18 protein-coding genes are annotated in these 25,080 nt (G+C 73.6%); 9 read left to right on the top strand and 9 right to left on the bottom strand.

The window, feature by feature from the left end; genetic code table 11:
- The first annotated feature begins 180 nt into the window (after positions 1–180).
- From pflB to ACZ5FU_RS25220, 4 genes are all read left to right on the top strand, one after another.
- Positions 181–2,439 (top strand): formate C-acetyltransferase, encoded by a 2,259-nt coding sequence (gene pflB / locus ACZ5FU_RS25235; RefSeq protein WP_451531097.1) that lies wholly within the window; start codon positions 181–183, stop codon positions 2,437–2,439.
- Positions 2,436–3,182 (top strand): pyruvate formate-lyase-activating protein, encoded by a 747-nt coding sequence (pflA, locus tag ACZ5FU_RS25230; protein WP_451531096.1) that lies wholly within the window; start codon positions 2,436–2,438, stop codon positions 3,180–3,182. Before pflB ends, pflA begins: the two co-directional genes overlap by 4 nt.
- 238 nt (positions 3,183–3,420) lie before the next feature.
- Positions 3,421–5,127 (top strand): aa3-type cytochrome oxidase subunit I, encoded by a 1,707-nt coding sequence (gene ctaD, locus ACZ5FU_RS25225; protein WP_451531095.1) that lies wholly within the window; start codon positions 3,421–3,423, stop codon positions 5,125–5,127.
- A 3-nt stretch (positions 5,128–5,130) separates the two neighbouring features.
- Positions 5,131–5,697 carry a hypothetical protein gene (locus ACZ5FU_RS25220; protein WP_468835205.1) on the top strand — a complete coding sequence of 189 codons (567 nt, stop codon included), beginning with the start codon at positions 5,131–5,133 and terminating at the stop codon, positions 5,695–5,697.
- 284 nt (positions 5,698–5,981) lie between these two features.
- Here ACZ5FU_RS25220 and ACZ5FU_RS25215 read toward each other — a convergent pair whose 3' ends face one another.
- The 3 genes from ACZ5FU_RS25215 to ACZ5FU_RS25205 all read right to left on the bottom strand — a co-directional run bounded on the left by ACZ5FU_RS25215 (position 5,982) and on the right by ACZ5FU_RS25205 (position 10,938).
- Positions 5,982–7,553 carry an oleate hydratase gene (locus tag ACZ5FU_RS25215; RefSeq protein WP_451525673.1) on the bottom strand — a complete coding sequence of 524 codons (1,572 nt, stop codon included), beginning with the start codon at positions 7,551–7,553 and terminating at the stop codon, positions 5,982–5,984.
- A 213-nt stretch (positions 7,554–7,766) separates the two neighbouring features.
- Complete coding sequence (locus tag ACZ5FU_RS25210) at positions 7,767–8,981, bottom strand: globin domain-containing protein (RefSeq protein WP_451525674.1); 1,215 nt, start codon at positions 8,979–8,981, stop codon at positions 7,767–7,769.
- Positions 8,982–9,225: 244 nt separating this feature from the next.
- Positions 9,226–10,938 carry a SulP family inorganic anion transporter gene (locus ACZ5FU_RS25205; RefSeq protein ID WP_469046675.1) on the bottom strand — a complete coding sequence of 571 codons (1,713 nt, stop codon included), beginning with the start codon at positions 10,936–10,938 and terminating at the stop codon, positions 9,226–9,228.
- Positions 10,939–11,229: 291 nt separating this feature from the next.
- Here ACZ5FU_RS25205 and ACZ5FU_RS25200 point away from each other — a divergent pair, with 291 nt between their 5' ends.
- Positions 11,230–12,078, top strand: coding sequence for a universal stress protein (locus ACZ5FU_RS25200; RefSeq protein ID WP_468835202.1), 849 nt, complete (start codon positions 11,230–11,232; stop codon positions 12,076–12,078).
- Here the strand turns inward: ACZ5FU_RS25200 and ppk2 are convergent.
- Positions 12,075–12,878: a polyphosphate kinase 2 gene (gene ppk2 / locus ACZ5FU_RS25195; protein ID WP_451525677.1), complete on the bottom strand. Its 804-nt coding sequence runs from the start codon at positions 12,876–12,878 to the stop codon at positions 12,075–12,077. The two genes, ACZ5FU_RS25200 and ppk2, sit on opposite strands and share 4 nt — an antisense overlap.
- A gap of 90 nt (positions 12,879–12,968) precedes the next feature.
- On the opposite strand from ppk2, the gene ACZ5FU_RS25190 reads away from it, so the two are divergent.
- From ACZ5FU_RS25190 to ACZ5FU_RS25175, 4 genes are all read left to right on the top strand, one after another.
- Positions 12,969–13,619 carry a pyridoxamine 5'-phosphate oxidase family protein gene (locus tag ACZ5FU_RS25190; protein ID WP_468835198.1) on the top strand — a complete coding sequence of 217 codons (651 nt, stop codon included), beginning with the start codon at positions 12,969–12,971 and terminating at the stop codon, positions 13,617–13,619.
- Between the two features lie 59 nt (positions 13,620–13,678).
- Complete coding sequence (locus tag ACZ5FU_RS25185) at positions 13,679–14,302, top strand: hypothetical protein (protein WP_451525678.1); 624 nt, start codon at positions 13,679–13,681, stop codon at positions 14,300–14,302.
- 273 nt (positions 14,303–14,575) lie between these two features.
- Complete coding sequence (locus tag ACZ5FU_RS25180; protein ID WP_451525679.1) at positions 14,576–15,268, top strand: response regulator; 693 nt, start codon at positions 14,576–14,578, stop codon at positions 15,266–15,268.
- Positions 15,269–15,612: 344 nt separating this feature from the next.
- Positions 15,613–16,605 carry an Acg family FMN-binding oxidoreductase gene (locus ACZ5FU_RS25175; protein ID WP_451525680.1) on the top strand — a complete coding sequence of 331 codons (993 nt, stop codon included), beginning with the start codon at positions 15,613–15,615 and terminating at the stop codon, positions 16,603–16,605.
- 508 nt (positions 16,606–17,113) lie between these two features.
- Here ACZ5FU_RS25175 and ACZ5FU_RS25170 read toward each other — a convergent pair.
- The 5 genes from ACZ5FU_RS25170 to ACZ5FU_RS25150 are packed head-to-tail and all read right to left on the bottom strand — an operon-like array spanning position 17,114 to position 24,596.
- A complete protein-coding gene (locus ACZ5FU_RS25170; RefSeq protein ID WP_451780579.1) occupies positions 17,114–17,797 on the bottom strand; it encodes a vitamin K epoxide reductase family protein in 684 nt (227 codons plus the stop codon).
- Positions 17,794–18,579 (bottom strand): respiratory nitrate reductase subunit gamma, encoded by a 786-nt coding sequence (narI, locus tag ACZ5FU_RS25165; protein ID WP_451525682.1) that lies wholly within the window; start codon positions 18,577–18,579, stop codon positions 17,794–17,796. The genes ACZ5FU_RS25170 and narI overlap by 4 nt, the downstream gene beginning before the upstream one ends.
- Positions 18,576–19,367, bottom strand: coding sequence for a nitrate reductase molybdenum cofactor assembly chaperone (gene narJ / locus ACZ5FU_RS25160; protein WP_468835192.1), 792 nt, complete (start codon positions 19,365–19,367; stop codon positions 18,576–18,578). Before narJ ends, narI begins: the two co-directional genes overlap by 4 nt.
- A complete protein-coding gene (gene narH, locus ACZ5FU_RS25155) occupies positions 19,364–20,896 on the bottom strand; it encodes a nitrate reductase subunit beta (protein ID WP_469046673.1) in 1,533 nt (510 codons plus the stop codon). Before narH ends, narJ begins: the two co-directional genes overlap by 4 nt.
- Position 20,897: 1 nt before the next feature.
- Positions 20,898–24,596: a nitrate reductase subunit alpha gene (locus ACZ5FU_RS25150; RefSeq protein WP_451780583.1), complete on the bottom strand. Its 3,699-nt coding sequence runs from the start codon at positions 24,594–24,596 to the stop codon at positions 20,898–20,900.
- Positions 24,597–25,080 lie beyond the last annotated feature (484 nt).

Raw genomic sequence — 25,080 nt, 5'->3', positions numbered from 1 at the left:
GGCCCGCCCCGCCCGACGGCCCGAAAGCCCGGCGGCCCGAAAGCCCGGCGGCACAGGGGCCGAAGGTCCCGGCACGGCGGGGCCGGGCGGGACCCGCGCGTGCACTGACCGGCACTGCCCGCCGCCGGCCGGGACGAGCAGCATCTACAGCGAGACAACGGCTCACCGAGAGGACCCGTGATGACCACGACGATGACAGCCGGCCCCCGGACCGCCGACGCCTGGCGGGAGTTCCGCGGCGGCACCTGGCGCGAACGCATCGACGTGCGCGACTTCATCCAGGCCAACTACACCCCGTACGAGGGCGACGCGTCCTTCCTGACCGGTCCCACCGACCGCACCCGGACCGTCTGGGAGAAGGTCAGCGCGCTGTTCCCCGAGGAGCGGGAGCGCGGCATCCTCGACGTGGACACCGCCACCCCCTCGACGATCACCTCGCACGCCCCCGGCTGGATCGACCGCGACCGCGAGCTGATCGTCGGCCTGCAGACCGACGCCCCGCTCAAGCGCGCGATCATGCCCAACGGCGGCCTGCGCATGGTGCAGAACGGGCTGAAGGCCTACGGCTACGCGTCCGACCCCTTCGTCGACAAGGTCTTCGGGACCTACCGCAAGACCCACAACGACGGTGTCTTCGACGCTTACACCCCCGCGATGAAGGCGGCCCGCAGGGTCGGCATCATCACCGGACTCCCCGACGCGTACGGCCGCGGCCGCATCATCGGCGACTACCGGCGCGTCGCGCTGTACGGCACCGACCGGCTGATCGAGGCCAAGCACGCCGAACGCGCGCTGCTGGACGCCCGGCCGTCGGCCGAACACGTCATCCGGGACCGCGAGGAGCTCGCCGAGCAGATCCGGGCGCTGGCCGAACTGACCCGCATGGCGGCGACCTACGGCTGTGACGTCTCCCGGCCGGCGGCCACCGCCCACGAGGCCGTGCAGTGGCTGTACCTCGGCTACCTGGCGGCGGTGAAGGAGCAGAACGGCGCGGCGATGTCCCTCGGGCGCACCTCCACCTTCCTGGACGTCTACCTCCAGCGCGACCTGGACGAAGGCGTCCTCGACGAGGTACGCGCCCAGGAGCTGATCGACGACTTCGTCATCAAGCTGCGGATCGTCCGGTTCCTGCGCACCCCCGAGTACGACGCCCTGTTCTCCGGCGACCCGACGTGGGTGACGGAGTCGATCGGCGGCATCGGCGAGGACGGCCGTCCCCTGGTCACCCGCACCTCCTTCCGCTTCCTGCAGACCCTGTACAACCTCGGGCCCGCCCCCGAGCCGAACCTGACCGTGCTGTGGTCGCCGGGGCTGCCGGAGGGCTTCAAGAAGTTCTGCGCGCAGGTCTCCATCGACACCAGCGCCGTCCAGTACGAGTCGGACGAGCTGATGCGCCCGCGCACCGGCGACGACACGGCGATCGCCTGCTGCGTCTCCGCGATGGCGGTGGGCAGGCAGATGCAGTTCTTCGGCGCCCGGGTCAACCTCGCCAAGGCACTGCTGTACGCCGTCAACGGCGGCCGGGACGAGATGACCGGCGACCAGATCACCCCCGAGATGCCGCCCCTGACCGGCGAGTACCTGGACTACGAGGAACTGGCCGCGGCCTACGACAAGGTCCTGGACTGGCTGGCGCAGACCTACGTCGACGCGCTCAACGTCATCCACTACATGCACGACAAGTACGCCTACGAGCGCATCGAGATGGCGCTCCACGACCACCCGGTCCACCGCTTCATGGCCTGCGGCATCGCCGGTCTCTCGGTCGCCGCCGACAGCCTGTCCGCCGTGAAGCACGCCCGGGTGCAGGTCGTCCGGGACGCCACCGGGCTGGCCGTGGACTTCCGCACCGAGGGCGAGTTCCCCGCCTACGGCAACAACGACGACCGTGCCGACGCCCTCGCCGTCGACCTGGTGGAGTCGTTCATGGCGAAGGTGCGCAAGCACCCCACCTACCGGGACGCCGAGCACACCCAGTCGGTCCTGACCATCACCTCCAACGTCGTCTACGGCAAGCACACCGGCAACACCCCCGACGGCCGGCGGGCCGGCCAGCCCTTCGCGCCGGGCGCCAACCCGATGAACGGCCGGGACCGGCACGGCGTGGCCGCCTCCGCCCTGTCCGTGGCCAAGCTGCCGTACGAGCAGGCGCGGGACGGCATCTCGCTGACGACGACCATCACCCCCGAGGGGCTGGGGCACGTCCCCGAGGAGCGCGCCGGGCACCTGGTCGGCATCCTCGACGGCTACACGGCCTCCGGCGGCTTCCACATGAACGTCAACGTCCTGGACCGGGCCACGCTGGAGGACGCGATGGCCCACCCCGAGAAGTACCCGGAGCTGACGATCCGGGTCTCCGGATACGCCGTCAACTTCGTCCGCCTGACCCGCGAGCAGCAGCTCGACGTGATCAGCCGCACCTTCCACGGATCGCTGTGAGCACCGCCGTCGGCCCCGTGAAGGGCCGGATCCACTCCTGGGACCTGTCCACCGGCGTGGACGGTCCCGGGACCCGGTTCGTCCTCTTCGTCAGCGGCTGCCCGCTGCGCTGCCTGTACTGCGCCAACCCCGACACCTGGCACATGCGGGACGGGCGGGAGGCGACCGTCGACGAGGTGATGGCGGAGATCGACAAGTACCGGGCGTTCCTCACCGCGGCCGGCGGCGGCGTCACCCTCACCGGCGGGGAGCCCCTGCTCCAGCCCGCCCTGACCGGCGCCGTGCTGCGCCGCTGCAAGGAGGCCGGACTGCACACGGCGCTGGACACCTCCGGCTTCCTGGGCGCCCGGGCGACGGACGAACTGCTCGCCGACGTCGACCTGGTGCTGCTGGACGTCAAGTCCTTCGACGTCCCCACCTACCGCCGGCTGACCGGCGGCGAGGTGGCCCCCACCCTCAACTTCGCCACCCGCCTGGACCGGCTGGGCAAGCGGATGTGGATCCGGTACGTGCTGGTCCCCGGCTGGACCGACGACGCCGAGGCCGTCGACGGGCTGGCCCGCTTCCTGTCCGGCCTCGACAGCGTCGAGCGGGTCGACGTCCTGCCCTTCCACAAGCTCGGGGCGGCCAAGTACGACGCCCTGGGCGTCCCCTTCCCGCTGCGCGACACGCCCGTCCCCGACGCGGCCCTGGTGGACCGGGTCCGCGGCCAGTTCCGCGCGCACGGGCTGACGGCCCACTGACCGGTGCCTGCGCCGGGCCGGCCGGCCCGGCGCAGGCAGGGACCGTCGGGCCCTTATGGGGGACCCTGCCGGGGCCGTTCGACCCTAGTCGGGCAGGGGCCCCCTGCGGCGATCATGTGGCAGCGGCCGGGAGTGCCGCGCCACCCACCGTGCCCGGGGCCCCGCCCCGCCGGTGCCGCGACACGCGCGTGCTTCCCGGTCCCTGAACCACAGGAACAGATGGGGAGGACGCCGTCCGATGGACGAGGCGCAGTTGGACCAGGTGACACACGCGGGAGCCCCCTCGAGGAGCCCCGCGCCCCGCGAGACCGGCCCGGCCGTCCGGGCGGCGGCCCGGCCGGCCCGGCCGTCCTGGGCGGAGTGGCTGACGACCACCGACCACAAGAAGATCGGGACGCTGTACCTGGTCACCGCGTTCGTGTTCTTCGTCGTCGGCGGCGTGATGGCGCTGTTCATGCGCGCCGAACTCGCCCGTCCCGGCCTGCAGATCATGTCGAACGAGCAGTTCAACCAGGCGTTCACGATGCACGGCTCGATCATGCTGCTGATGTTCGCCATGCCGCTGTTCACCGGCTTCGCCAACTGGATCATGCCGCTGCAGATCGGCGCCCCGGACGTGGCCTTCCCCCGGCTGAACATGCTGGCCTACTGGCTGTTCCTGTTCGGGTCGTCGATCGCGGCGTTCGGCTTCCTCACCCCCGGGGGCGCCGCCGACTTCGGGTGGTTCCTGTACGCCCCACTCTCCGACGCCGTCCACTCGCCCGGCGTCGGCTCCGACATGTGGATCATGGGCGTCGCGCTCTCCGGCTTCGGCTCGATCCTGGGCGCGGTCAACTTCATCACCACGATCATCTGCATGCGCGCACCGGGCATGACCATGTTCCGCATGCCGATCTTCACCTGGAACGTGCTGCTGACCGCCGTACTGATCCTGCTGGTGTTCCCGGTGCTGGCGGCGGCGCTGTTCGCCCTGGAGTGCGACCGCAAGTTCGGCAGCCACATCTTCGACGCGGCCAACGGCGGAGCGCTGCTGTGGCAGCACCTGTTCTGGTTCTTCGGCCATCCCGAGGTGTACATCCTGGCGCTGCCGTTCTTCGGGATCGTCTCCGAGGTGATACCGGTCTTCTCCCGCAAGCCGATGTTCGGGTACATGGGCCTGATCGGCGCGACCATCGCCATCGCCGGCCTGTCGGTGACGGTCTGGGCGCACCACATGTACGTCACCGGCGGTGTGCTGCTGCCGTTCTTCTCCTTCATGACGTTCCTGATCGCGGTGCCCACCGGGGTGAAGTTCTTCAACTGGATCGGCACGATGTGGAAGGGCAGCCTCTCCTTCGAGACACCGATGCTGTGGACGACGGGCTTCCTGATCACGTTCGTCTTCGGCGGACTGACCGGCGTCATCCTCGCCTCGCCGCCCATGGACTTCCACCTGTCCGACTCGTACTTCGTGGTGGCGCACTTCCACTACACGGTGTTCGGCACGGTCGTGTACGCCATGTTCGCCGGATTCCACTTCTGGTGGCCGAAGTTCACCGGCAAGATGCTCGACGAGCGCCTCGGCAAGATCACCTTCTGGACCCTCACGACCGGCTTCCACCTCACCTTCCTGGTCCAGCACTGGCTCGGCGCCGAGGGCATGCCGCGCCGCTACGCCGACTACCTCGCCGCCGACGGGTTCACCGCCCTCAACACCCTGTCCACGATCGGCTCGTTCCTGCTGGGCCTGTCGATCCTGCCGTTCTTCTACAACGTGTGGAAGACCGCCAGGTACGGCAAGCCGGTCCAGGTCGACGACCCCTGGGGCTACGGCCGTTCCCTGGAGTGGGCGACCTCCTGCCCGCCGCCGCGCCACAACTTCACCTCGCTCCCGCGGATCCGCTCCGAGTCGCCGGCGTTCGACCTGCACCACCCGGAGATCGCCGAGACCGAAACGGCGGCGTGAGCCGTGGCACAGCCCGTCCTGGCCCTGGGCGCCGCCCTGGTGACCGCCTCCGGCTGCGTCTGGTACCTGCCCGCCCTCGCGGAGGTGCGGGCGGGAGCCGACCGGCCCGACTCCCGCCGCAACGCCGCGGCGGCCTGCCTGAGCGGCTGGACCACGGTCGCGGGCGTGGCCGTACTGCTGCTGGTCGCCCGGACGTGGTGGCCGCCCGCGGCCGCGGCCGGAGCGGGCGCGGCCGTCACGGCCGGTCTGTGGACCCGCGCGGCCGTGCAGCGACGGCGTGAGGTGCGCGAGACCCTGCGCGACTGGGCGACGCTGGGCCAGGGCCCGCCCCGCCCCGGCCGCCGCCACCGCGCCGGCCTCTTCGTCACCCTCCTGTGCGCCGGCCTGGCCGCCGCGTCGGGCTCGGCGGTCCTCATGACGGCCGGCGGCATCGGCTCCGGCCGGACCTGGCCCCTGCTCGCCGCCCCCGCCGGGCTGGCGGGCCTGTTCCTGGCCGTCGCGATCGGCTGGGCGGGGCCGGCCGGCCCCGGTGGACGAGAGCGTCCGAAGCGGCGGCACCGCGGCCGGTGACGCACGAACGGCCCGGGCGGGGGGGGCCCCCGGGGGGGGGGGGGGCCGCCGGGGCGGGGGGGGGGGGGGGGGGGGGGGGGGCGGGCCCGCCCCCCCCCGCCCCCCCCGGGGGGGGGGGGGGGGGCCGGCGCCCCCGCCCCCGGCGCGGGGGGCGCCCCCCCCGCCCCCCCCCGGGGGGCCCCCCCCCCCCCCCCGGCCGCGGGCCCCCCCCCCCCCCCCCCCCCCCCCCCCCCCGGGCCCGTGCCGTGTCCGGGAGGGCACGGCGGCCGGCCGCGCCCCCGGACTCACCGGCGGTGCATGGTCTCCAGCGCGGCGGCCAGCACGTGCGGATCGTGATGGCCCTTGTGGACCTCGGGCGGCCCCGAGGGCAGGCCGAGGAGCCGGGCCACGGCCGTCCACGCGGTGCGCACGGAGTACTCGACGGTGAAGACGACGTCGTCCGGCACCTCCGCGAACTGGCCGATGAAGGCGAGGTTGACCGAGCCGTCCGGCACGACCTCCGGGCGGTCGTGCCGGCGGCGGGCCAGGAACTGGCTGGTGATGTACGGCATGTGGCACGGCACGACGGTGGAGGTCTTCAGGACCCGGTCCCGCACCGCCTCGTCGAACGGCAGGTGGTGCAGCACCTCTTCGAGGATCTCCCGGCCGGAGCACATCGTCATGGGCTTCGGCGTGTGGTTGCCCGCGCGGTCCGGGAACAGGCCGTAGCCCCACCACACCGAGACGCCGTCGGGCTGGTCGCGGTAGACGGGCTGGCGCTGGGCGACGACGGTGAGCAGCCAGTTGGAGCCGGTGAAGGTCATCAGGCCGCCCCGGCCGGTCTCGCGGCCGCTGAACTCCGCGAGTGCGTCCAGGAAGGCGGGGTCCTCGGCGGTGACCGTGAACGACTCCCAGTGGGACTCCTTGACCCGCTTGTCGAAGGCGGCCGGGTTCCCGAAGTCGGTACGGCCGCGGGACAGCCGGTGCCACAGCAGCCAGGAGTCCGAGCGGTGGGGACGCGGGGGCGGCGCGGCGGTGTGGGAGCCGAGGCTGGAGGCGTCGGTCATGGACCCGTTGGTCACCAGGACCAGGTCCTCGGGAGCGACGGCGATCTTCTCGTCCCGTCCGTGCCGGGAGAGGTGGACGGTCTCGACCGTGGTGCTCCGGTGCCCCGGCGCGAGCCCGAGGTCGGTGACGTGACAGCCGGTGTGCACGGTGACGCCCCGCTCGCGCAGCCACGCGCTCAGCGGACGCACGATCGAGTCGTACTGGTTGTAGCGGGTGCGCTGGATGCCCGACATGGAGCCGAGCTCGGGGAAGAGGTGGACGAAGCGCCTGAGGTAGCGGCGGAACTCGATCGCGCTGTGCCAGGGCTGGAAGGCGAACGTGGTGCACCACATGAACCAGAAGTTCGTGGTGAAGAAGTGCTCGCCGAAGCAGTCGCTGATCCGCTTGCCGTCGAAGTGCCCCTCGGGCGCGGCCAGACAGCGCACCAGGTCCAGGCGGTCGCGTTCGGAGAACCCCATCGAGCGCGTGTCGACGATCCGCCCGTCCCCGTCGACCAGCCGCGCGATGTCGTCCCAGGCGAACTCCTCGTGCCCGGAGAGGATCTCCTCCGTGACCGACACCGACGGGTCGTCGAGGGAGGGGATGCCGGACAGCAGGTCGTACGTGCAGCGGTACTCGGCCTCGAACATCCGCCCGCCGCGCATGGTGTAGCCGGCCTCGGGGGTGCCGCCCGCGTCCAGGCTGCCGCCGATGTCGCGCTTCCCCTCGAAGAGGTGGATGTCCGAACCGTCGAACCCGCCCTCGCGGATCAGGAACGCGGCCGCGGCGAGCGCCGCCATCCCGCTGCCCACCAGATACGCCTTGGCCATCGCACACCACTCCTTGTCCCGGTCACCCGGTCGGGGACCCACGGCCACAGCCTCTCCCGCGCCGGCCGGCGCCGTCAGGGGGCCGTTGGTCACCGGTGGGGTCCGAACGGCCCGGCCCGCGCGTTCCGCCGGGCATGCGCGAGGCCCGGCCGGTGGGGGTCACCGGCCGGGCCTCGCGCGCGCCGGGGCCGTACGCCCCGGCGCGTCCCGCCGTCAGGCCGCCGTGCCGGGCAGCCACAGGTCGGGGCCGAAGACCTCGTAGCGGATGCCGCGGGCCGGAACCCCGGCGCGCAGCAGCTGCGCGCGGGCCTCGCGCATGAACGGCAGCGGACCGCACAGGAACACCGTGGAACCGGCGGGCACGTCGACGCCGTCGAGGTCCATCAGGCCTTCGCGGGCGTCGGGTTCCTCCGTACCGGGACGCTCGTACCAGAACACGGCGCGCGCGTTCGGCAGCCGCTCGACGAGCGTGCGGGTGTCGGCGCGCAGGGCGTGGTCGGCGGGGGAGCGGTCGGCGTGCAGGACGAGCACCGGGCGGGTCGAGGCCTGGGCTTCGAGGTGGGCCAGGATGCCGGTCATGGGGGTGCCGCCGATGCCCGCGGAGACCAGTACGACCGGAGCGGTGGCGTCGGCCGGGTCGTCGAGGAAGACGTCGCCGAAGGGCGCGGACAGCGTCAGTTCGTCGCCCTCGCGGACCTGTTCGTGGAGCAGCTGGGAGACCTCGCCGTCCGGCGTCCCGGCGGCGCCGGTGACCCGCTTGACGGTGATCCGCCGCAGGTCGCCGCCCGGGCCGCCGGACAGGCTGTACTGGCGCAGCTGGCGCACGCCGTCGGCCGCCCGGACCCGGACGCTCACGTACTGGCCCGCCCGCGCGCGCGGCGCCGGCCTGCCGTCGGCGGGACGGAGCAGGAAGGACACCACGTCCGCCGTCTCGGCCCGGCGTTCCACGACCGTCCACCGCCGCCACACCTCGCCGGGCGCCACGCCCGCGTCCTGGTACAGGCGGGCCTCCCGGCCGATCAGCGCGCCGGCCATCAGCCAGTACACCTCGTCCCAGGCGGCCGCCACCTCCGCGGTGACGGCGTCGCCGAGGACCTCGGCTATCGCGCCGAAGAGGTACTTGTGCACGATGGTGTACTGGTCGTCGGTGACACCGACGGCGGCGTGCTTGTGGGCGATGCGGTCCAGCAGGGTGTCGGGACGGGTGTCCGGGTCGTCGAGGAGCGCGGTGGCGAAGCCGGCGATCGAACCGGCGAGGGCGCGGCGCTGCGCCCCGCTGGCCTGGTTGCCCCGATTGAACATCCCGTCGAGCAGGTCCGGCCGGTCGCGGAACATCGTGCCGTAGAAGCGCGTGGTGATCTCGTCGAGCGCGCCGGCCACGGCGGGCAGGGTCGCACGGACGACGGCGGCGGATTCTGCGGACAGCATGGGGCCTCCCGGGCAGGGTGACGAGGGGAAGTGCGCCGCGTCGCATCGGGCGGCGTCTCCTGTGTAGCAGGCACCCGGCCGTGTTTCGGCGCTGTTTCACGCCACCGGGCGAAGCAGGGCCGAACGGCCCACCGGTTCGGGACCGTCAGCCCCCGCGGTCCGCTCCGGCGCGGGGCCGACCGGCACCGGGACGCCTCCCGCCCGGCCCTGTCCGGCGCCCCGCGCCGGGACGCGTGCCGGCGGCCTACCGGTCGCGGCACCATCTCCGGTACGCGGCCACGGCCGTCGGCAGGGTGGGGAAGACGCGGTCGCGGCCCACGGTGTCGGTGAGACCGTACGCCGTCAGGTCGTCCAGCAGGTCCTGCTTGACGCGGGCCAGCGCGAAGACGATGCCGCGGTGGGTGAGTTCGCGGCGGAGGGCGTCGAGCGCGTCCAGGGCGGTGATGTCGACCTCCACGTTGGCCTCGGCGTTGAGGACGAACCAGCGGACCGGCTCCGGCTGTTCGTCGACGGCGGCCAGGGCGCGGCGGCGGAAGTTCTCGGCGTTGGCGAAAAAAAGGGGCGAGTCGTAGCGGTAGACCAGCAGCCCGGGGATCGTGCGGGCCTGCGGGTAGTCGTCGACGTCGTGCATGCCCGCGACCCCGGGGACCAGGCCCTGGACGGCGTCGTGCGGGCGGGCCACCCGCAGGAGCAGCTCGGCCACGGACAGACCGACGGCGACCAGCACGCCGTACAGGATGTCCAGGGCGAGGACCCCGGTCAGGCAGCCGAGCGCCAGCAGGAGTTCACGGCGCCGGAAGGACGCCAGGCGCCGGAACCCCGCCAGGTCGATCATGCGCACGGCCGCGTAGACGACGAGCGCGCCGAGGACCATTGTCGGGGTCCTGGACAGCAGCGGGCTCAGGAACAGCAGGACGCAGAGGACACCCGCCCCGGCGACCAGCGAGTACACCTGGCTCCTCGCGCCCGCCGAGGCGGCGAGCGCGGTGCGGCTGGCGCTGCTGCTGACCGGAAAGCCGTGCAGTACGCCGGCGCCCAGGTTGGCGGCCCCGAGGGCGAGGAACTCCTGGTTGGCGTCGAGCCCGGGGCCCTCGTCGTCGCGCCGGGTGTAGGCCCGCGCGGTGAGGATGAAGTCGGTGTAGCCGACCAGGAGGACCCCCAGGGCGGGAAGCACCAGGCGGGGCAGCTCCGTCAGGCTCGGCAGGGCCGGGGTCGGCAGGCCCGAGGGGACGTCGCCGATCACCTGGATGCCGAACCGGTCGTCCGGACCGAAGAGGGCCATCGCCGCCGTCGCGGCCACCACGACGAGCAGGGGACCGGGGACGGCGGGCAGGAGACGGGCCACGGCGAACAGGACCGCGAGCGTCACGACGGCACCCGTCAGCGTGGCCGCGTGCACACCTCCCAGGTGTGTCACGAACGACCACAGCTGGGGGAAGAAGGCGGAACCCGTGGTGCGGACACCGGTCAGCTTCGGCAGCTGGTCCACGATCATGATCAGGGCCACGCCGCCCAGGTATCCGATCAGCACCGGCCGGGACAACAGGTCCGCGACGAAGCCGAACCGCGCCGCCCACGCCAGCACGCACAACAGTCCGACCATCACCGCCAGGGTGGCGGCCAGCGCCGCGTACCGGCCCGGATCCCCCGCGGCGAGCGGCCCGACCACGGTCGCCGTCATCAGCGCGGTCGTCGACTCGGGTCCGACCGACAGCAGGCGGGACGAGCCGAACACGGCGTACAGGACGAGCGCGGGCAGGATGGCCCACAGTCCGGCGACCGGCGACAGACCGGCCACCCCGGCGTAGGCCATCACCTGGGGCACCAGATACGCGGCCACGGTCGCCCCGGCCAGCACGTCGCCCCTCAGCCACGCGCGCCGGTAGCCGCGCAGCGACCGGAGTCCGGGCAGCGGACGACGCCACCCGTGGCCGTCGCGGACGGAGCTCTCGGACATGATCCTCCTCGGGCCGAAGGATCTCACGGACGGCGCGGCTCCCGGCGGGCGAGGGGCGACGGTGCGTGACGGCGCACGGCGGTGCGCGGCGGTGCGCGCCGGCGGCATCCGCGGCCCCGAAGGTCCTTCGGCCCCCGGACCGGGGACCCGCGGTCCCTGCCCCGCCCCCGCTCCCGGCACCACCCTGGGCCCGAACCCCGAACCCCGAACCCCGAACCCCGCGGTGGACAAGGAGCGGACACCATAAACGCATCGCCCGAACGAACCTTCGGAGCACCCGTGGTCGTGGGCGTGGACGGATCCGGGCCGAGCCTGCGCGCCGTCGACTGGGCGGCCGACGAGGCGGTGCTGCGCGGTGTCCCGCTGAGGGTCGTGTACACCTGTCCCTGGGAGCGGTACGAGACCGCCGCGCTCGCCCGGGACATCGGCCGGCCGGCCGCGCCGCCCCTGGCCCAGGACGTCGCCGGCGCCGCCGCGCGGCGGGCCCGCGACCGCCGCCCCGGCCTGCGGGTGAACGCCGAGGTGGTGTTCGAGGAGCCCGGGCACGCCCTCGTGCGCGCGGGACGCGGCGCCTGCGTGCTCGTCGTGGGGACCCGCGGCCGCGGCACCGCCGCCGGACTGCTGCCCGGCTCCGTCGGCCCGGCCGTCGCCGCCCGCGCCGGCTGCCCGGTGGTCGTGCTGCGCGGCAGCCACGACAACCAGGCGGCGCGTCCCGTGCGCGGCCGCGTCGTGGTCGGCGTGGGCGAGCACGCGCGGGACTCGGCTGCCGTGCGGTTCGCCGTCGAGGAGGCCCGGCGCCGCGGCGTGCCGCTGGACGCCGTACGGGCCTGGCGGCGCCCCGCGCACGAGGGCGCCGGCCGCACCCGGCCGGCCGGGGAGCGGGTGGGCGGCGGCCTGGCGGCGGCCCTGCGGGACGTCCCCGCCGACGTCGACGTGCGCCCGCGCGCCGTCGAGGGCCGCGTCCGCCGGGTCCTGCTCGACGCCTCGCACGCGGCCGACCTGCTGGTGGTCGGGGTCACCCGGCACGAGGACCGCCCCGGGCTCCGGCCCGGCCGGGTCGCCCTCACCGCGCTGCGCCGCTCCGCCTGCCCGGTGGCGTTCGTGCCGCATTCCCGGCCCGACCGCCACCGGCTCGTCTAGAGGGTCGCCGCGTGATCGGGGACGTACGTCTGCAGGTCGCGCGGTGAGCGTTCGTAGCCGGTCGACGACGGCCTGGAGGGCAGTTCGAGCACCGTCGGCGGCACCTCGTGGTACGGCACGGAGTCCAGGAGATGGGCGATCATGTTCAGCCGCGCCCGGCGCTTGTCGTCGCTCTCCACCACGAACCACGGCGCCTCGGCGATGTCGGTGTGCACCATCATCTCGTCCTTGGCCCTGGAGTACGCCTCCCAGTGGGTGATCGACTCCAGGTCCATGGGGGACAGCTTCCAGCGGCGCAGGGGATCCTCCAGCCGCCTCCGGAAACGCTCCTGCTGCTCGGTGTCGCTCACCGAGAACCAGTACTTGCGCAGCAGGATGCCGTCCTCGACCAGCATCCGCTCGAAGATCGGGCACTGCCGCAGGAACAGCTGGTGCTCCTCCTTGGTGCAGAAGCCCATCACGTGCTCGACACCGGCCCGGTTGTACCAGGAACGGTCGAGGAGGACGATCTCCCCGGCGGCCGGCAGATGCTCCACGTACCGCTGGAAGTACCACTGGGTCCGCTCGCGCTCGGTCGGCTTCGGCAGCGCCGCGATCCGCGCCACGCGGGGATTGAGGTGTTCGGCGACCCGCTTGATGGTGCCGCCCTTGCCCGCCGCGTCCCGGCCCTCGAAGACCACGACCAGCCGGGCGCCCTCGGCCCGCACCCACTCCTGGAGTTTCACCAGCTCCGTCTGCAGGCGCAGCAGCTCCCGCTCGTACGCCACGCGGGGCACCTTCGCCGTCTTCTTGTCGCTCATGCCGCCTCCCTCGCCCGATGTCCTGCGTCGACGCCCCAACGTAGTCGCCCGCTCCCCCGTCCGAGGAGCGGGACACCGCACCGGCCGGCCGTGCGAGGACGCGGCGTTCTCCGTTCCGGCCGGGACCCGTGGCCTCGCGGCCGGGAACCCGGCCGACGCAGGGCGGAAGGACGTGACCCCTGGACCGGGCGAAGGACGGGCCGCTCCGCGCACTCCCCGCATCCCCGCGACGGCTTCCGCGCACCCGGGCGGCACGACTGTCCGCGGCTGACGGCCCGGGCGTCCGCCGGCCGCGTCGTCCGCACCCCACGGTCCCCGCCCACCATGCCGCCGGTCGGCTTCGCCCCGGACCGCGACGGCGCCGTCCCGCCGCGCACCTCGGCGGCCTCGGAGCCGGCCCGCGCGATCGACGGCGCGGTGGTGGCCTTCGAGACCGACGAGGTCGACGTGGTCCGGCACTCCGGCTGGAGCGTCGTCGTCACCGGGCGGGCCACGACGGTCACCGGGCCGGCCCGCACCGGTCCCGGCTCCCGGGTGCCCGCGCCGGGAGAGGTCCTCGTGCGCATCGAACCCGAACCGGTCACCGGGCGGGAGTTCGTCGCAGGCCGCTCCCCGTACGGGCTGCGCTTCACGGCCCGAACGCCGTTCCGATCCCGAACAGCTGGGCGCACAGGGGACGTTCGGCCCATGGTCCAGGGTCCTGCAGCCCCTCTCGGGGGAGTTGACGGCGCGGGACATTGAAGGTGCAACGAGAGCCCACCGCAACCGGTGTCTCCCACTCCTCGAAAGGGATGAGCATCATGGCACTCCACGACCACTCGCACCGGCACCTGGCATTCCGTCTCCCCTCCCTGGGCCGGACCTCCACGGCGCCCGCCTCCGCCGGTGAGGCGACCGCCGCGGCCACCGCGACGCGGGCGTACGTGTTCGCCGGGCTCCGCCTGCTGACCGGGTTCGTCTTCCTGTGGGCCTTCCTCGACAAGACCTTCGGCTTCGGCTACGCCACCGGCTCCGGCAAGGGATGGATCGACGGCGGCTCACCCACCAAGGGATTCCTCGGCTCCGTCGCCGTGGGCCCGATGGAGTCCACCTTCCACGACTGGGCCGGCGCGGCCTGGGCGGACTGGCTGTTCATGCTCGGCCTCCTCGGCATCGGCGTCGCCCTGATCGCGGGCATCGGACTGCGGCTCGCCGCGGTCGCCGGGACCGTGATGATGGCGTTCATGTGGGTCGCGGAATGGCCGCCGGCCAAGCATCTCTCCGACGGGACGGTGAGCATGTCGACGAACCCGTTCGCCGACTACCACCTCGTCTACGCACTGGTCCTCGTCGCCCTCGCGGCCGCGGGCGCCGGAGCCACCTGGGGCCTGGGCAGGGCCTGGGCGCGGCTCCCCTTCGTCAGCCGCAACCGCTGGCTCCTGTGAGGACCCGCGTGGCCCACGGACCGGAAGCACCTCCGCCCCCGGCGGCGGTGCTTCCGGTCGTTCGTGTCCCGGCCCGGTCGTTCGTGTCCCGGCCCGGGCGGACGGGGTCCGGAACGAGGCGATCCGGGACACCGGGACGAGTGGGGCCGGTCGGCCCTGGCTCTTCGGCCCGGTATCGAGCAGGATCTACTGGGACAATGGCCGGCGGCACCCGTTCGGGCGAGCCCCGGCCGGAATGCGGACGATGCACGACGACGGAACAAGGAGTTTCTGATGGCGGACGGCGAGCAGCCCGGAGCCGACAACCCGATCCGGGTCTTCCTGCTGGACGATCACGAGGTGGTTCGGCGCGGGGTGCACGACCTGCTCGACGACGAGCCGGACATCACCGTGGTCGGCGAGGCCGCCACCGCCGAACAGGCCCTGGTGCGTGTGCCCGCGCTGCGCCCCCAGGTCGCCGTGCTCGACGTGCGCCTCCCGGACGGCGACGGTGTGTCCGTGTGCCGGGAGCTGCGCTCCCAGATGCCGGAACTGACCTGCCTGATGCTCACCTCGTTCGACGACGAGGAGGCACTGCTGGACTCGATCATGGCGGGCGCCTCCGGTTACGTGCTGAAGCAGATCCAGGGCTCCGACCTCGTGTCGGCCGTGCGCACGGTGGCCGCCGGCCAGTCCCTGCTCGACCCCAGCGCCACCGCCAAGCTGATGGCCCGCCTGCGCCAGGGCCAGGAGCCGGAGCCCGAGCCCGACGCCCTGCCGGGCCTGACCGAGCGGGAGCGGGAGATCCTGGCCCTCATCGGCGAGGGCCTGACCAACCGTCAGATCGGCCAGCGGCTGTACCTGGCGGAGAAGACGGTGAAGAACCACATCTCCCGGCTGCTGGCCAAGCTCGGTGTCGAGCGCCGGATCCAGGCCGCCGTGATCGCCACCCAGGCCCAGGACCGGCTCAGGCGAGAAGGTCACTGAAACCGCCGCCGGGCGGGCCGTGGGGCGGGGACGCCTCCCGGCCCGCCCGTTCGTGTTTCCGCCCCGCGGCGGCCTCGCCCCGCGGCGGCCTCGCCCCGCGGCCCTCCCGCCCCCTCCTCCCGGCCGTGTCCCGGTGTCTCGCCGTCCGTGGCCGCCGGACGGGGCGGGAGGGCCGACCGGCCCCGGCCGGGGGACCATCGGGGCGTTGCGGGCCCCGTTCCGCGTGTGGTGTGTGGTGGGTAGGGGGAAAGAACACCGACGGTGCGCCGGAACGCACACGGCCCCGCCGGCCGGGGTACCCGGCGGACGGGACCGGTGACCCGGCGCCGTGCGAGGAGGAAGCCATGGCCGAGCGACCGCTCGACGCGACCACGGTGAGCGCGCTGGTGGCCGAGGCCGCCACGGCACCGTCCATGCACAACGCGCAGCCCTGGAGGTTCCGCTGGCTGAGCGGCGAGCGCGTCCTGCTGCTGCGGGCCGACCCCGAGCGGGCGATGCCCCGCTCCGACCCCGACAACCGGGCGCTGTACATCGGGTGCGGTGCCGCCCTGTTCAACCTGCGGGTCGCCGCGGCCCACGCGGACCTCGTGCCCCGTACGACGCTGCTGCCCGAGCCGGACGACCCGCTGCTGCTCGCCGCCGTCCACCTGACCGACGCGGCCGGGGCGGCGGACGCCGGGGAGCTGGCGCGGCTGCACCCGGCGGTCCGGCAGCGGCACACCAGCCGCCACCCCTTCGCCGAGAAGGAGATCCCCGAGGACGTCCGGGCCGCGTTGCGGGACGCCGCCGCGCGGGAGGGGGCAGGGCTGGACTTCCCCGGCCCGTGGCACGTCGAGACCGTGCTCGACCTGGTGCGCGACGCCGAGAGCCGCGACGTCCTCGACCCGCACGTCAACGAGGACCTGGTGCGCTGGACACGGCTCGGAGCCGAGGCGGACACCGCCGTCGACGGTGTCCCCGAGTACGCGTTCGGGCCGCGCAGGCGGGACGGCAGGGCTCCCGTACGCGACTTCTCGGGCCGCCGGCAGGTGGCCGACCGCGGCACCACCGAATTCGAGCGCGCCCCGCTGCTCGCCCTGCTGAGCACCCCGGGGGACGGTCCCGCCGACTGGCTGCGGGGCGGCCAGGCCATGGAACGCGTCCTGCTGGAGGCCACCCTGGCGGACCTGGCCACCTCCCTGACCTCCCACGCCCTGGAGGACCGCACCTTGCGTCTGCTGACCCGGGACCCGGGATCGGGCGCCGGCAGCGTGCAGATGGTGCTGCGCCTCGGCTACGGCCCGCGGGGCCCGGCCACCCCCCGCCGCCCGGTCCGGGACGTGCTGGATCTCGCGTGAGCGGGACCGGCTGACCGGCCGGCCGCGACGCCGGCAGGAGCGGGTGCCGGCCCGGCGCGGTGGTCGTACGAACCGGTGCGGCCGGTCGTGGCGGTCGGGTGGGCGCGCGTGGGCAGGCCGCGGGAGGCGCCCCGGGTCCGGACGGCTCCGGGGCGGGCAAGCGGGAAAGCGGGCAGGCGGGAAAGCGGGCAGGCGGGAAAGCGGGTGAAGCCGGCTTCCGGGACCCGTCCCTGTCCTCTTCTCGCGCCGGGGTGCGGCCGCGCCGGTCCCGGACGACTCGGACGCCCCGGACGACCACGGGCGGCGCGCGGGTGTGCCCGGCCGGTTCCCGGCCGGCGGCGGAGACGGAGTCCACCCCTTCGGAGGCGGTCGTCGCGGTGCGGGAGGCGGCCGAGGGGCCGTCCTTCGGCACGGGCGGTCCCTCGGCCGGGCCGGCGATCACGGCGACGGCCGTGCGGGGCCCTTCTCCGATCGGGGACGGGGTCACCTTCCCTCCCGGCCGGGCCCGTCACAGCAGGCTGCTCCAGTACGGCCAGAAGCGGGTGAGGACGAGCAGCACGATCACCCCGTACCAGGCGCCCAGGAGCATCCCGTGCGTGTCCCGCAGGACCGCCCGCACCCCCGGGGGAACGCGGACGATCCCGCTTTCCAGGCAGTACAGGGCGGTGTACCAGAACAGGGCGATGGTCACGACCCAGACGACGGCGCAGTAGGGGCAGAGCTTGTCGAGCGTGTACAGCGACTGGCCGATCAGCCAGTGGACGAACACCACCCCCACCAGCGCTCCGGCGGTCAGCGCGAGCCACAGCCGGCGGTGCAGGCGTGCTCCCCAGAGCACGGCGGCACCCAGGGCGGTCACCGCGGCGAACGCGCCCAGTCCCAGCAGCATGTTGGGGAACCCGAACAGGCTGCCCTGAGGGCTGGACATGACGCTGCCGCAGCTCACCACGGGACTGATGTTGCAGGGCGGCCGGTAGGCCGGGTCGCGCAGCAGCCGCCAGTCGTCCACGGTGAGTTGGAAGGAGGCCAGCCAGCCGACGGCCCCGGTGAGCGTCATCACCCATCCCGTGCGGCGGCCCGCCCCCACCGCGGACGGGCGCCGGACGGCGGCCCCGTCCGCGGTGCCGGGGCCGCCGGTGCCGGGGCCGCCGGTGCCGGGGCCGCCGGGGACGGGCGCGCGGTCGTGGCTCACGCGGCCCGCCGGGAGCCCGCGGGCCGGACACGGCCGCCCGCCTCCGGCCCCGGAGCCGGTGCCGGCGCGGTGCGCCGCCGGTAGACCAGGTACGGGCGGGCGAGGTACCCGACCGGCGCGCTCCACACGTGGACGAGCCGGGTGAACGGCCAGGCCGCGAAGAGCAGGAAAGCGGACAGGGCGTGCAGCTGGAACAGCAGCGGGGCCCCGGCGATCGCCTCCGGCTCCGGCCGCAGGACGAACAGGCCGCGGAACCAGACGGAGACGGTCGCGCGGTAGTCGTAGCCGGCGCCGAAGACGTTGTGCGCGGCCGTGGCCGTGATGCCCAGCAGGACGGTCGCGGACAGCAGCGGGAAGAGGACCTTGTCGCTGCGGTCGGTGCCCAGGCGGATCTGCCGGGTGAGGAGCCGGCGGGCGCACAGCATGCCCAGCCCGGTCACCATGGCGACGCCCGCCACCGAACCCGCCCAGACGGCCGTGGTGTGGTAGGCGTGTTCGGTGATGCCGACGGCCTCGGTCCACGCGTCGGGGACGGCGAGCCCCACCACGTGCCCGGCGATGACCATGAAGGCGCCGAGGTGGAACAGCGGACTGCCCCAGCGCAGCCAGCGGTGTTCGAGGAGCTGGCTGGTGCGCGAGGTCCAGCCGAACTGGTCCTGGCGGTACCGCCAGACGTGCCCGGCCACGAACACGGCGAGGCACACGTAGGGCACGGCGACCCACAGCAGGAGATCGGCACCGCTCGCCGGGGCGGCGGCCGAGGGGGACAGCGCGGCGTTCATCGGGGGCCTTCCGTACGGCTGGTCGGGAGGGGCGGCACACGGGTCGGCGCGGCGGGCGCGGGCGGCACGAAGGTGCCGGGAGGGGCGAACTCCCCGTCGCCGTAGGTGCCGTAGGGGTCGAGGCCGACCTCCTCGTTCGGCGGGCCCTCGGCGACGAGCCGGGCCACCGCCGCGCGGTCCGCCTCGGTGGGCGGCGGCAGCAGGGTGAGCAGCGCGGCCAGGACGTGCCGGTAGGGCGATCCGGCGTCGGTCAGGGCCCGGTGGATCAGCTCCAGGCCGCGGCGGTGCTGGCGCAGCGGCGCCTCGCCGCCGCCGGGCCCGGCCAGGGCGGCGAACTCCAGCACGACGGGCAGGTGGTCGGGCAGCTCGCCGCCGTCGGTGTCCCAGCCCGCGGCCTTGTACCGCTGGTTCAGGGTGAGCAGCGCCATGCCCCGGCGGCGGGTGTCGCCGTGCAGGTAGTACGTCAGGTAGAGGCTGCTCTTGCGGCGCAGGTCGAACATCTCGACGTAGTGCCGCTCCAGCTCCTCCGGCTCCCGGTGGGCGAACCAGGCGACGAAGTCGGCCAGGTGCCCGGCGGCGGGGGTGGCCGGCAGCGCGTCGACGGCGGCCGTCAGCGCGGGCCGGGCCGCGACGAGTTCGGCGTCCGGGTACTGCAGCAGCAGGGAGCACACCCGCAGCAGCAGGGCGCGCGCCTCGGCCTCTTCGGGGGTGAGCCGGGCCGGGCGGCGCACGGCCGCCCGGACACGGGTGCGCACCAGGGCGGGAATCGTCGAGGGCAGCGGACTCATGCGGGGTCTCCCGTGGACTTGCGGCGCAGGGTGGGGATGCCGAGCATCACCCGTCGGCCACCGGCGTCGGCCGGTTCGCCGGACGACTCGACCGGGCAGCGGTTCTCCGTCGCGCTCAGCGCGGCCGCGTCCTCCTTGTGCGCGGCGGGCACGACGTAGCGGTCGGAGTACTTGGCCACGGCGAGCAGCCGGTGCATGTCCTCGGCCTCGCGGACGGTGAGGCCGACGGCCTTCAGCACGGCCTCGTCGCCCTCCTCGCCGAGGGAGCGCCCGCGCATGTACGAGCGCAGTGCGGTCAGTTTCATCAGCACCCCGGCGACGACGTCGGCGTCGCCGGCGGCGAACAGCTCCGCCAGGTACTCCAGCGGGATGCGCAGCCGGGTGACGGCGGCGAACACGTGGTCCGGGTCGTCCTGGTTCCCGCCCGCCGCGCCCACGGCGTCCAGGACGGGGGAGAGCGGCGGGACGTACCAGACCATGGGCAGCGTGCGGTACTCCGGGTGCAGCGGGAGGGCCACCTTGTACCGCGCGACCAGGTCGTGCACGGGGGAGCGGCGGGCGGCGTCCAGCCAGTCCTCCGGGATGCCCGACTCCCGTGCCGCGGCGGCCACTTCGGGGTCGCGCGGGTCGAGGAAGACGCCACGCTGGGCGTCCAGCAGGTCCTTCTCGTCCGGGGTCGCGGCGGCCTCGCCCACCCGGTCGGCGTCGTACAGCAGCAGGCCGAGGTAGCGCAGCCGGCCGACGCAGGTCTCGGAGCAGACGGTGGGCTGGCCGGCCTCGATGCGCGGGAAGCAGAAGGTGCACTTCTCGGCCTTGCCGGTGGCGTGGTTGACGTACACCTTCTTGTACGGGCAGGCCGTCACGCACATCCGCCAGCCGCGGCACTTGTCCTGGTCGACCAGGACGATGCCGTCCTCGACCCGCTTGTACATCGCGCCGGACGGACAGGCCGACACGCAGGCCGGGTTGAGGCAGTGCTCGCACAGCCGGGGCAGGTGGAAGAGGAAGGTCTGCTCGAACTCGAACCTGACCTTCTCGGCCCACTCCCCGGTGAGGTTGGGGTCGGCGCCGGCGTTCTCGGCCGCGCCGCCGAGGCCGTCCTCCCAGTTGGCCCCCCAGGTGATGGCGGTGGGCTTGCCGGTGAGGACCGAACGGGGGCGGGCGACCGGCATGTCGGGCCCGGCCGGGGCGCTGATCAGGTTGTCGTAGTCGTAGGTGACCGGCTCGTAGTAGTCCTCGATGGACGGCAGGTCGGGGTTGGAGAACAGCGACAGCAGGCGCTTCAGCCGCCCGCCGGAGCGCAGGACGAGACGTCCGCGCTTGTCGAGCGTCCAGCCGCCCTTCCAGTGCTCCTGGTCCTCGTAGCGCCGCGGGTAGCCGACGCCGGGCTTGGTCTCGACGTTGTTGAACCAGGCGTACTCGACTCCGGTGCGGTTGGTCCACGTCTGCTTGCAGGTGACCGAGCAGGTGTGGCAGCCGATGCACTTGTCGAGGTTCATCACCATCGCGATCTGGGCCATGACGCGCATGTCAGTACTCCACTTGCTGGCTGCGGCGGCGGATGACGGTGACCTCGTCGCGCTGGTTGCCGGTCGGGCCGTAGTAGTTGAAGGCGTAGGTGAACTGTGCGTAGCCGCCCGCGAGATGGGTCGGCTTGAGCAGCAGGCGGGTCAGCGAGTTGTGCATGCCGCCGCGCTTGCCGCTGACCTCGGTCTTCGGCACGTTCACGTTGCGGTCCTGGGCGTGGTACATGTACACGGTTCCCTCCGGCATCCGGTGGGTGACCACGGCCCGGCAGGCGACGACGCCGTTGCGGTTGTACGCCTCGATCCACTCGTTGTCCTTGACGCCGATCCTCTCGGCGTCCTCCAGCGACATCCAGATGACCGGGCCGCCGCGGGACAGGTCGAGCATGTACTTGTTGTCCTGGTAGTTCGAGTGGATGGACCACTTCGAGTGCGGGGTCAGGTAGCGGACCGTGACCTCGGCGCGGCCGTCCTCGTGCAGGTGCTCGTCGCCGTAGTGCCGCGGGGTGTTCAACGGCGGCCGGTACACGGGAAGCTGCTCGCCGAGTTCGGCCATCCAGTCGTGCTGGACGAAGAAGTGCTGCCGGCCGGTGAGCGTGTGCCAGGGCTTCTTGTGCTCGGTGTTGATGACGAACGGGGAGTAGCGGCGCCCGCCGGTCTCCGAGCCCGACCACTCGTAGGAGGTCATCACCGCGCGCGGCTGGGTGCGGGTGTCGGCGAAGGTGATCCGCTCCGCCTCCCGCTCCGAGGCCAGCTCCACCAGGCCCTCGCTGCCGGTCTGCCGTTCCAGCTCGCGGAAGCCCTCGGTGGCCAGCCGGCCGTTGGTGGTGCCGGACAGCGCGAGGATCGCCTCGCACATGTCGGAGGCGGTGGCCAGCGAGGGCCGCCCGGCGGCGACACCGTCGCGGACGGTCCCGCAGCGTCGCCGCAGCTCGTCGATCTCCTGGTCCGGGTGGACGGTGACGCCCTTGGTGGTGGTGCCCAGGGTGTCCAGCAGGGGCCCGACGGCGCGCATCTTCTGCGCGGTGGCGGCGTAGTCCCGCTCGACGACGACCAGCTTGGGCATGGTCCGCCCGGGAACCGGCTCGCACTCGCCGGCCTTCCAGTCCCGTACCACCCCGCCCGGCTGGGCGAGTTCGTCCGGGGTGTCGTGCAGCAGCGGTACGGCGAGGACGTCGGTGCGGGTGCCGAGGTGCTCGGCGGCCAGGTCGCTGAACCGGTCGGCGATGGTCAGGAACGTGTCGTAGTCGGTGCGGGCCTGCCAGGGCGGGGAGATGGCCGGGGTGAAGGCGTGCACGAAGGGGTGCATGTCCGTGCTGGACAGGTCGTCCTTCTCGTACCAGGTGGCGGCCGGCAGGACGACGTCGGAGAGCAGGCCGGTGGACGTCATCCGGAAGTCCATGGTGACCAGCAGGTCGAGCTTGCCCTCGGGGGCCTCGTCGCGCCACACCACCTCCTCGGGCCGGCCCTCGGGCGGGGTCTCCTCGGAGCGCACCGCCGCGTCGGTGCCCAGCAGATGGCGCAGGAAGTACTCGTTGCCCTTGCCGGAGGAGCCGAGCAGGTTGGCCCGCCACACGGTCAGCACCCGTGGGAAGTTGGCCGGGTCGTCGGGGTCCTCGACGGCGAACCGCAGCCGCCCGGACTTCAGTTCGTCGACGATGTGCTCGGCGACCGGCCGGCCCGCGGCGGCCGCCTCGTCGGTCAGGTCCAGCGGGTTGCGGTCGAAGCCGGGGTGACCGGGCGTCCAGCCCAGCCGCACGGCCTGCGCGAGGGTGTCCGCGAACCCCTTGCCCTTGAACCGGCCCTCGCCCAGCGGCGAGGCCAGCTCGTCCGGCCCGAAGGCCTCGTAGCGCCACTGGTCGGAGTTCAGGTACCAGTACGACGTGCCCGCCATGTGCCGGGTGGGGCGCTGCCAGTCGAAGGCGAACGCGAGGTGCTGCAGGCCGGTGACCGGACGGACCTTCTCCTGGCCGACGTAGTGCGCCCAGCCGCCGCCGTTGACGCCCTGGCAGCCGGTCATCGTCGTCAGTGCGAGGAAGGCCCGGTAGATGGTGTCGGAGTGGAACCAGTGGTTGGTGCCGGCACCGAGGGCGATCATGGAACGGCCCCCGGTGCGCTCGGCGTTGCGGGCGAACTCGCGGGCGATGCGCGCCGCCTGCGCGGCGGGGACCGAGGTGACCGTCTCCTGCCAGGCGGGCGTGTACGGCTCGGCCGCGTCGTCGTACGAGGCGGGCCAGGTGCCCGGCAGGCCGGGGCGCGCGACGCCGTACTGCGCCAGCATCAGGTCGAAGACCGTGGTGACCAGGCGCCCGCCGATCCGCCGCACGGGCACCCCGCGGACCATCACCGAGCCGCCCTCGGTGCCACCCTCGTCGAAGCGGGGCAGCGCCACGGCCGCGGTGTCCTGCGCGCCCTCGAACAGACTCAGCTCGGGCACGGTGTCGCCCAGGTCGAGGTTCCAGCTGCCCTGCCCGGCCTCGCCCCAGCGGAAGCCGAGCGAGCCGTTCGGCACGACCGGGTCACCGGTGGCCGAGTCGAGGAGGACGGTCTTGGACCCGGCGTTCTCCGTGTCGTGTCCGAGGTCGGCCGCGGTCAGGAACCCGTCCGGGACGAGCCCGCGCTCGTGCTCGCGCAGGGTCACCAGGAACGGGGCGTCGGTGAACGTGCGCAGGTAGTCCCGGAAGTAGGGCACTTCGCGGTCGACCAGGAACTCGCGCAGGATCACGTGGCCCATCGCCATCGCCAGCGCCCCGTCCGTGCCCGGGTGCGGGGCGAGCCACTCGTCGGCGTGCTTGACGTTGTCGGCGTAGTCGGGGCTGACCGCGACGACCTTGGTGCCGTTGTAGCGGGTCTCGGTCAGGAAGTGCGCGTCGGGCGTACGGGTGACGGGGATGTTGGAGCCCCACATGATCAGGTAGCCGGCGTTCCACCAGTCCGCCGCCTCGGGGACGTCGGTCTGGTCGCCGAAGACCTGCGGCGAGGCGATCGGCAGGTCGGCGTACCAGTCGTAGAAGGACAGCAGGGTCCCGCCGATCAGCGAGTGGTACCGGGCGCCCGCCGCGAACGACGCCATCGACATCGCCGGGATGGGGGAGAATCCCGCGACCCGGTCGGGGCCGTACCGCTTGACGGTGTGCACCTGCGCCGCGGCGACCAGCTCGCTCACCTCGTCCCAGTCCGCGCGCACCAGGCCGCCCTTGCCGCGGGCCCGCTTGTAGGCGCGGGCCTTCGCCGGGTCGGAGGTGATCTCCGCCCAGGCCGCCACGGGGTCGCCGAGGCGCCGTCTCGCCTCGCGCCACAGCTTCAGCAGCGCGCCGCGGACATAGGGGTACCGGACCCGGCTGGGCGAGTACGTGTACCAGGAGAAGGACGCCCCGCGCGGACAGCCGCGCGGCTCGTACTCGGGGCAGTCCGTACCGATCGAGGGGTAGTCGGTGGCCTGGTGCTCCCAGGTGATGATCCCGTCCTTGACGTACACCATCCACGAGCAGGAACCGGTGCAGTTGACCCCGTGCGTGGAGCGCACCACCTTGTCGTGCGCCCAGCGGTCGCGGTAGAAGCCCTCCCAGGCCGGGTCCCCCTCACCGAACACGGCGCGCCCGTCGGCCGACACCTCGCGGCGGGTGAGCAGTCTGCGGGCGGCCAGCGGCCAACCCTCACCGGTGCGCGGCGCCTGACGCCGCGCGCTCTGATCGTTCTCCATGGCCGGAACGCTAGGGGGCGCGCACTCCGGCGCACCTGGGGCTTGCGGTCCCTGTCGCACGCCCTTCCGGCCCCATCCCGCCGTCCGTACCAGGGCCGAACGGCCCTGGCGGGGGGACCCGGTCGGCCGGGGAGCGGGTGGGCCCCGAGGTGCATGCTGGACACCGATCGAACCGCGCAGGCCCCTCCGGACGACCGCGTTCCGCGCCTGCCGGGCGGCCGCATCCCCCGTCCCCGGCCGCCGCGGGCACGACGCGCACGGAGCGCGGCCCGGTTCGGTCGTGCGTCCGGCCGCCCTCCGCGGCCGGACGCGGCGTCGTCCCCGGTGCCCGCACGCCCGAAGGCGCGCACACCAGTGCACCCGAAGTCCCGTGCACCCGAAGTCCCGTGCACCCGAAGTCCCGTACACCCCGACTCCTCATACGCCTGAAGCCCCCGTACACCCGAACCGGCCGTCCGGCCCTGTCCACGCCTGCCGGAGAGGG

The sequence above is a fragment of the Streptomyces sp. NPDC031554 genome, assembly GCF_055580685.1.
The sequence above is the reverse complement of the archived record's forward strand: the minus strand, read 5'-3'. Positions and strand labels throughout refer to the sequence as shown.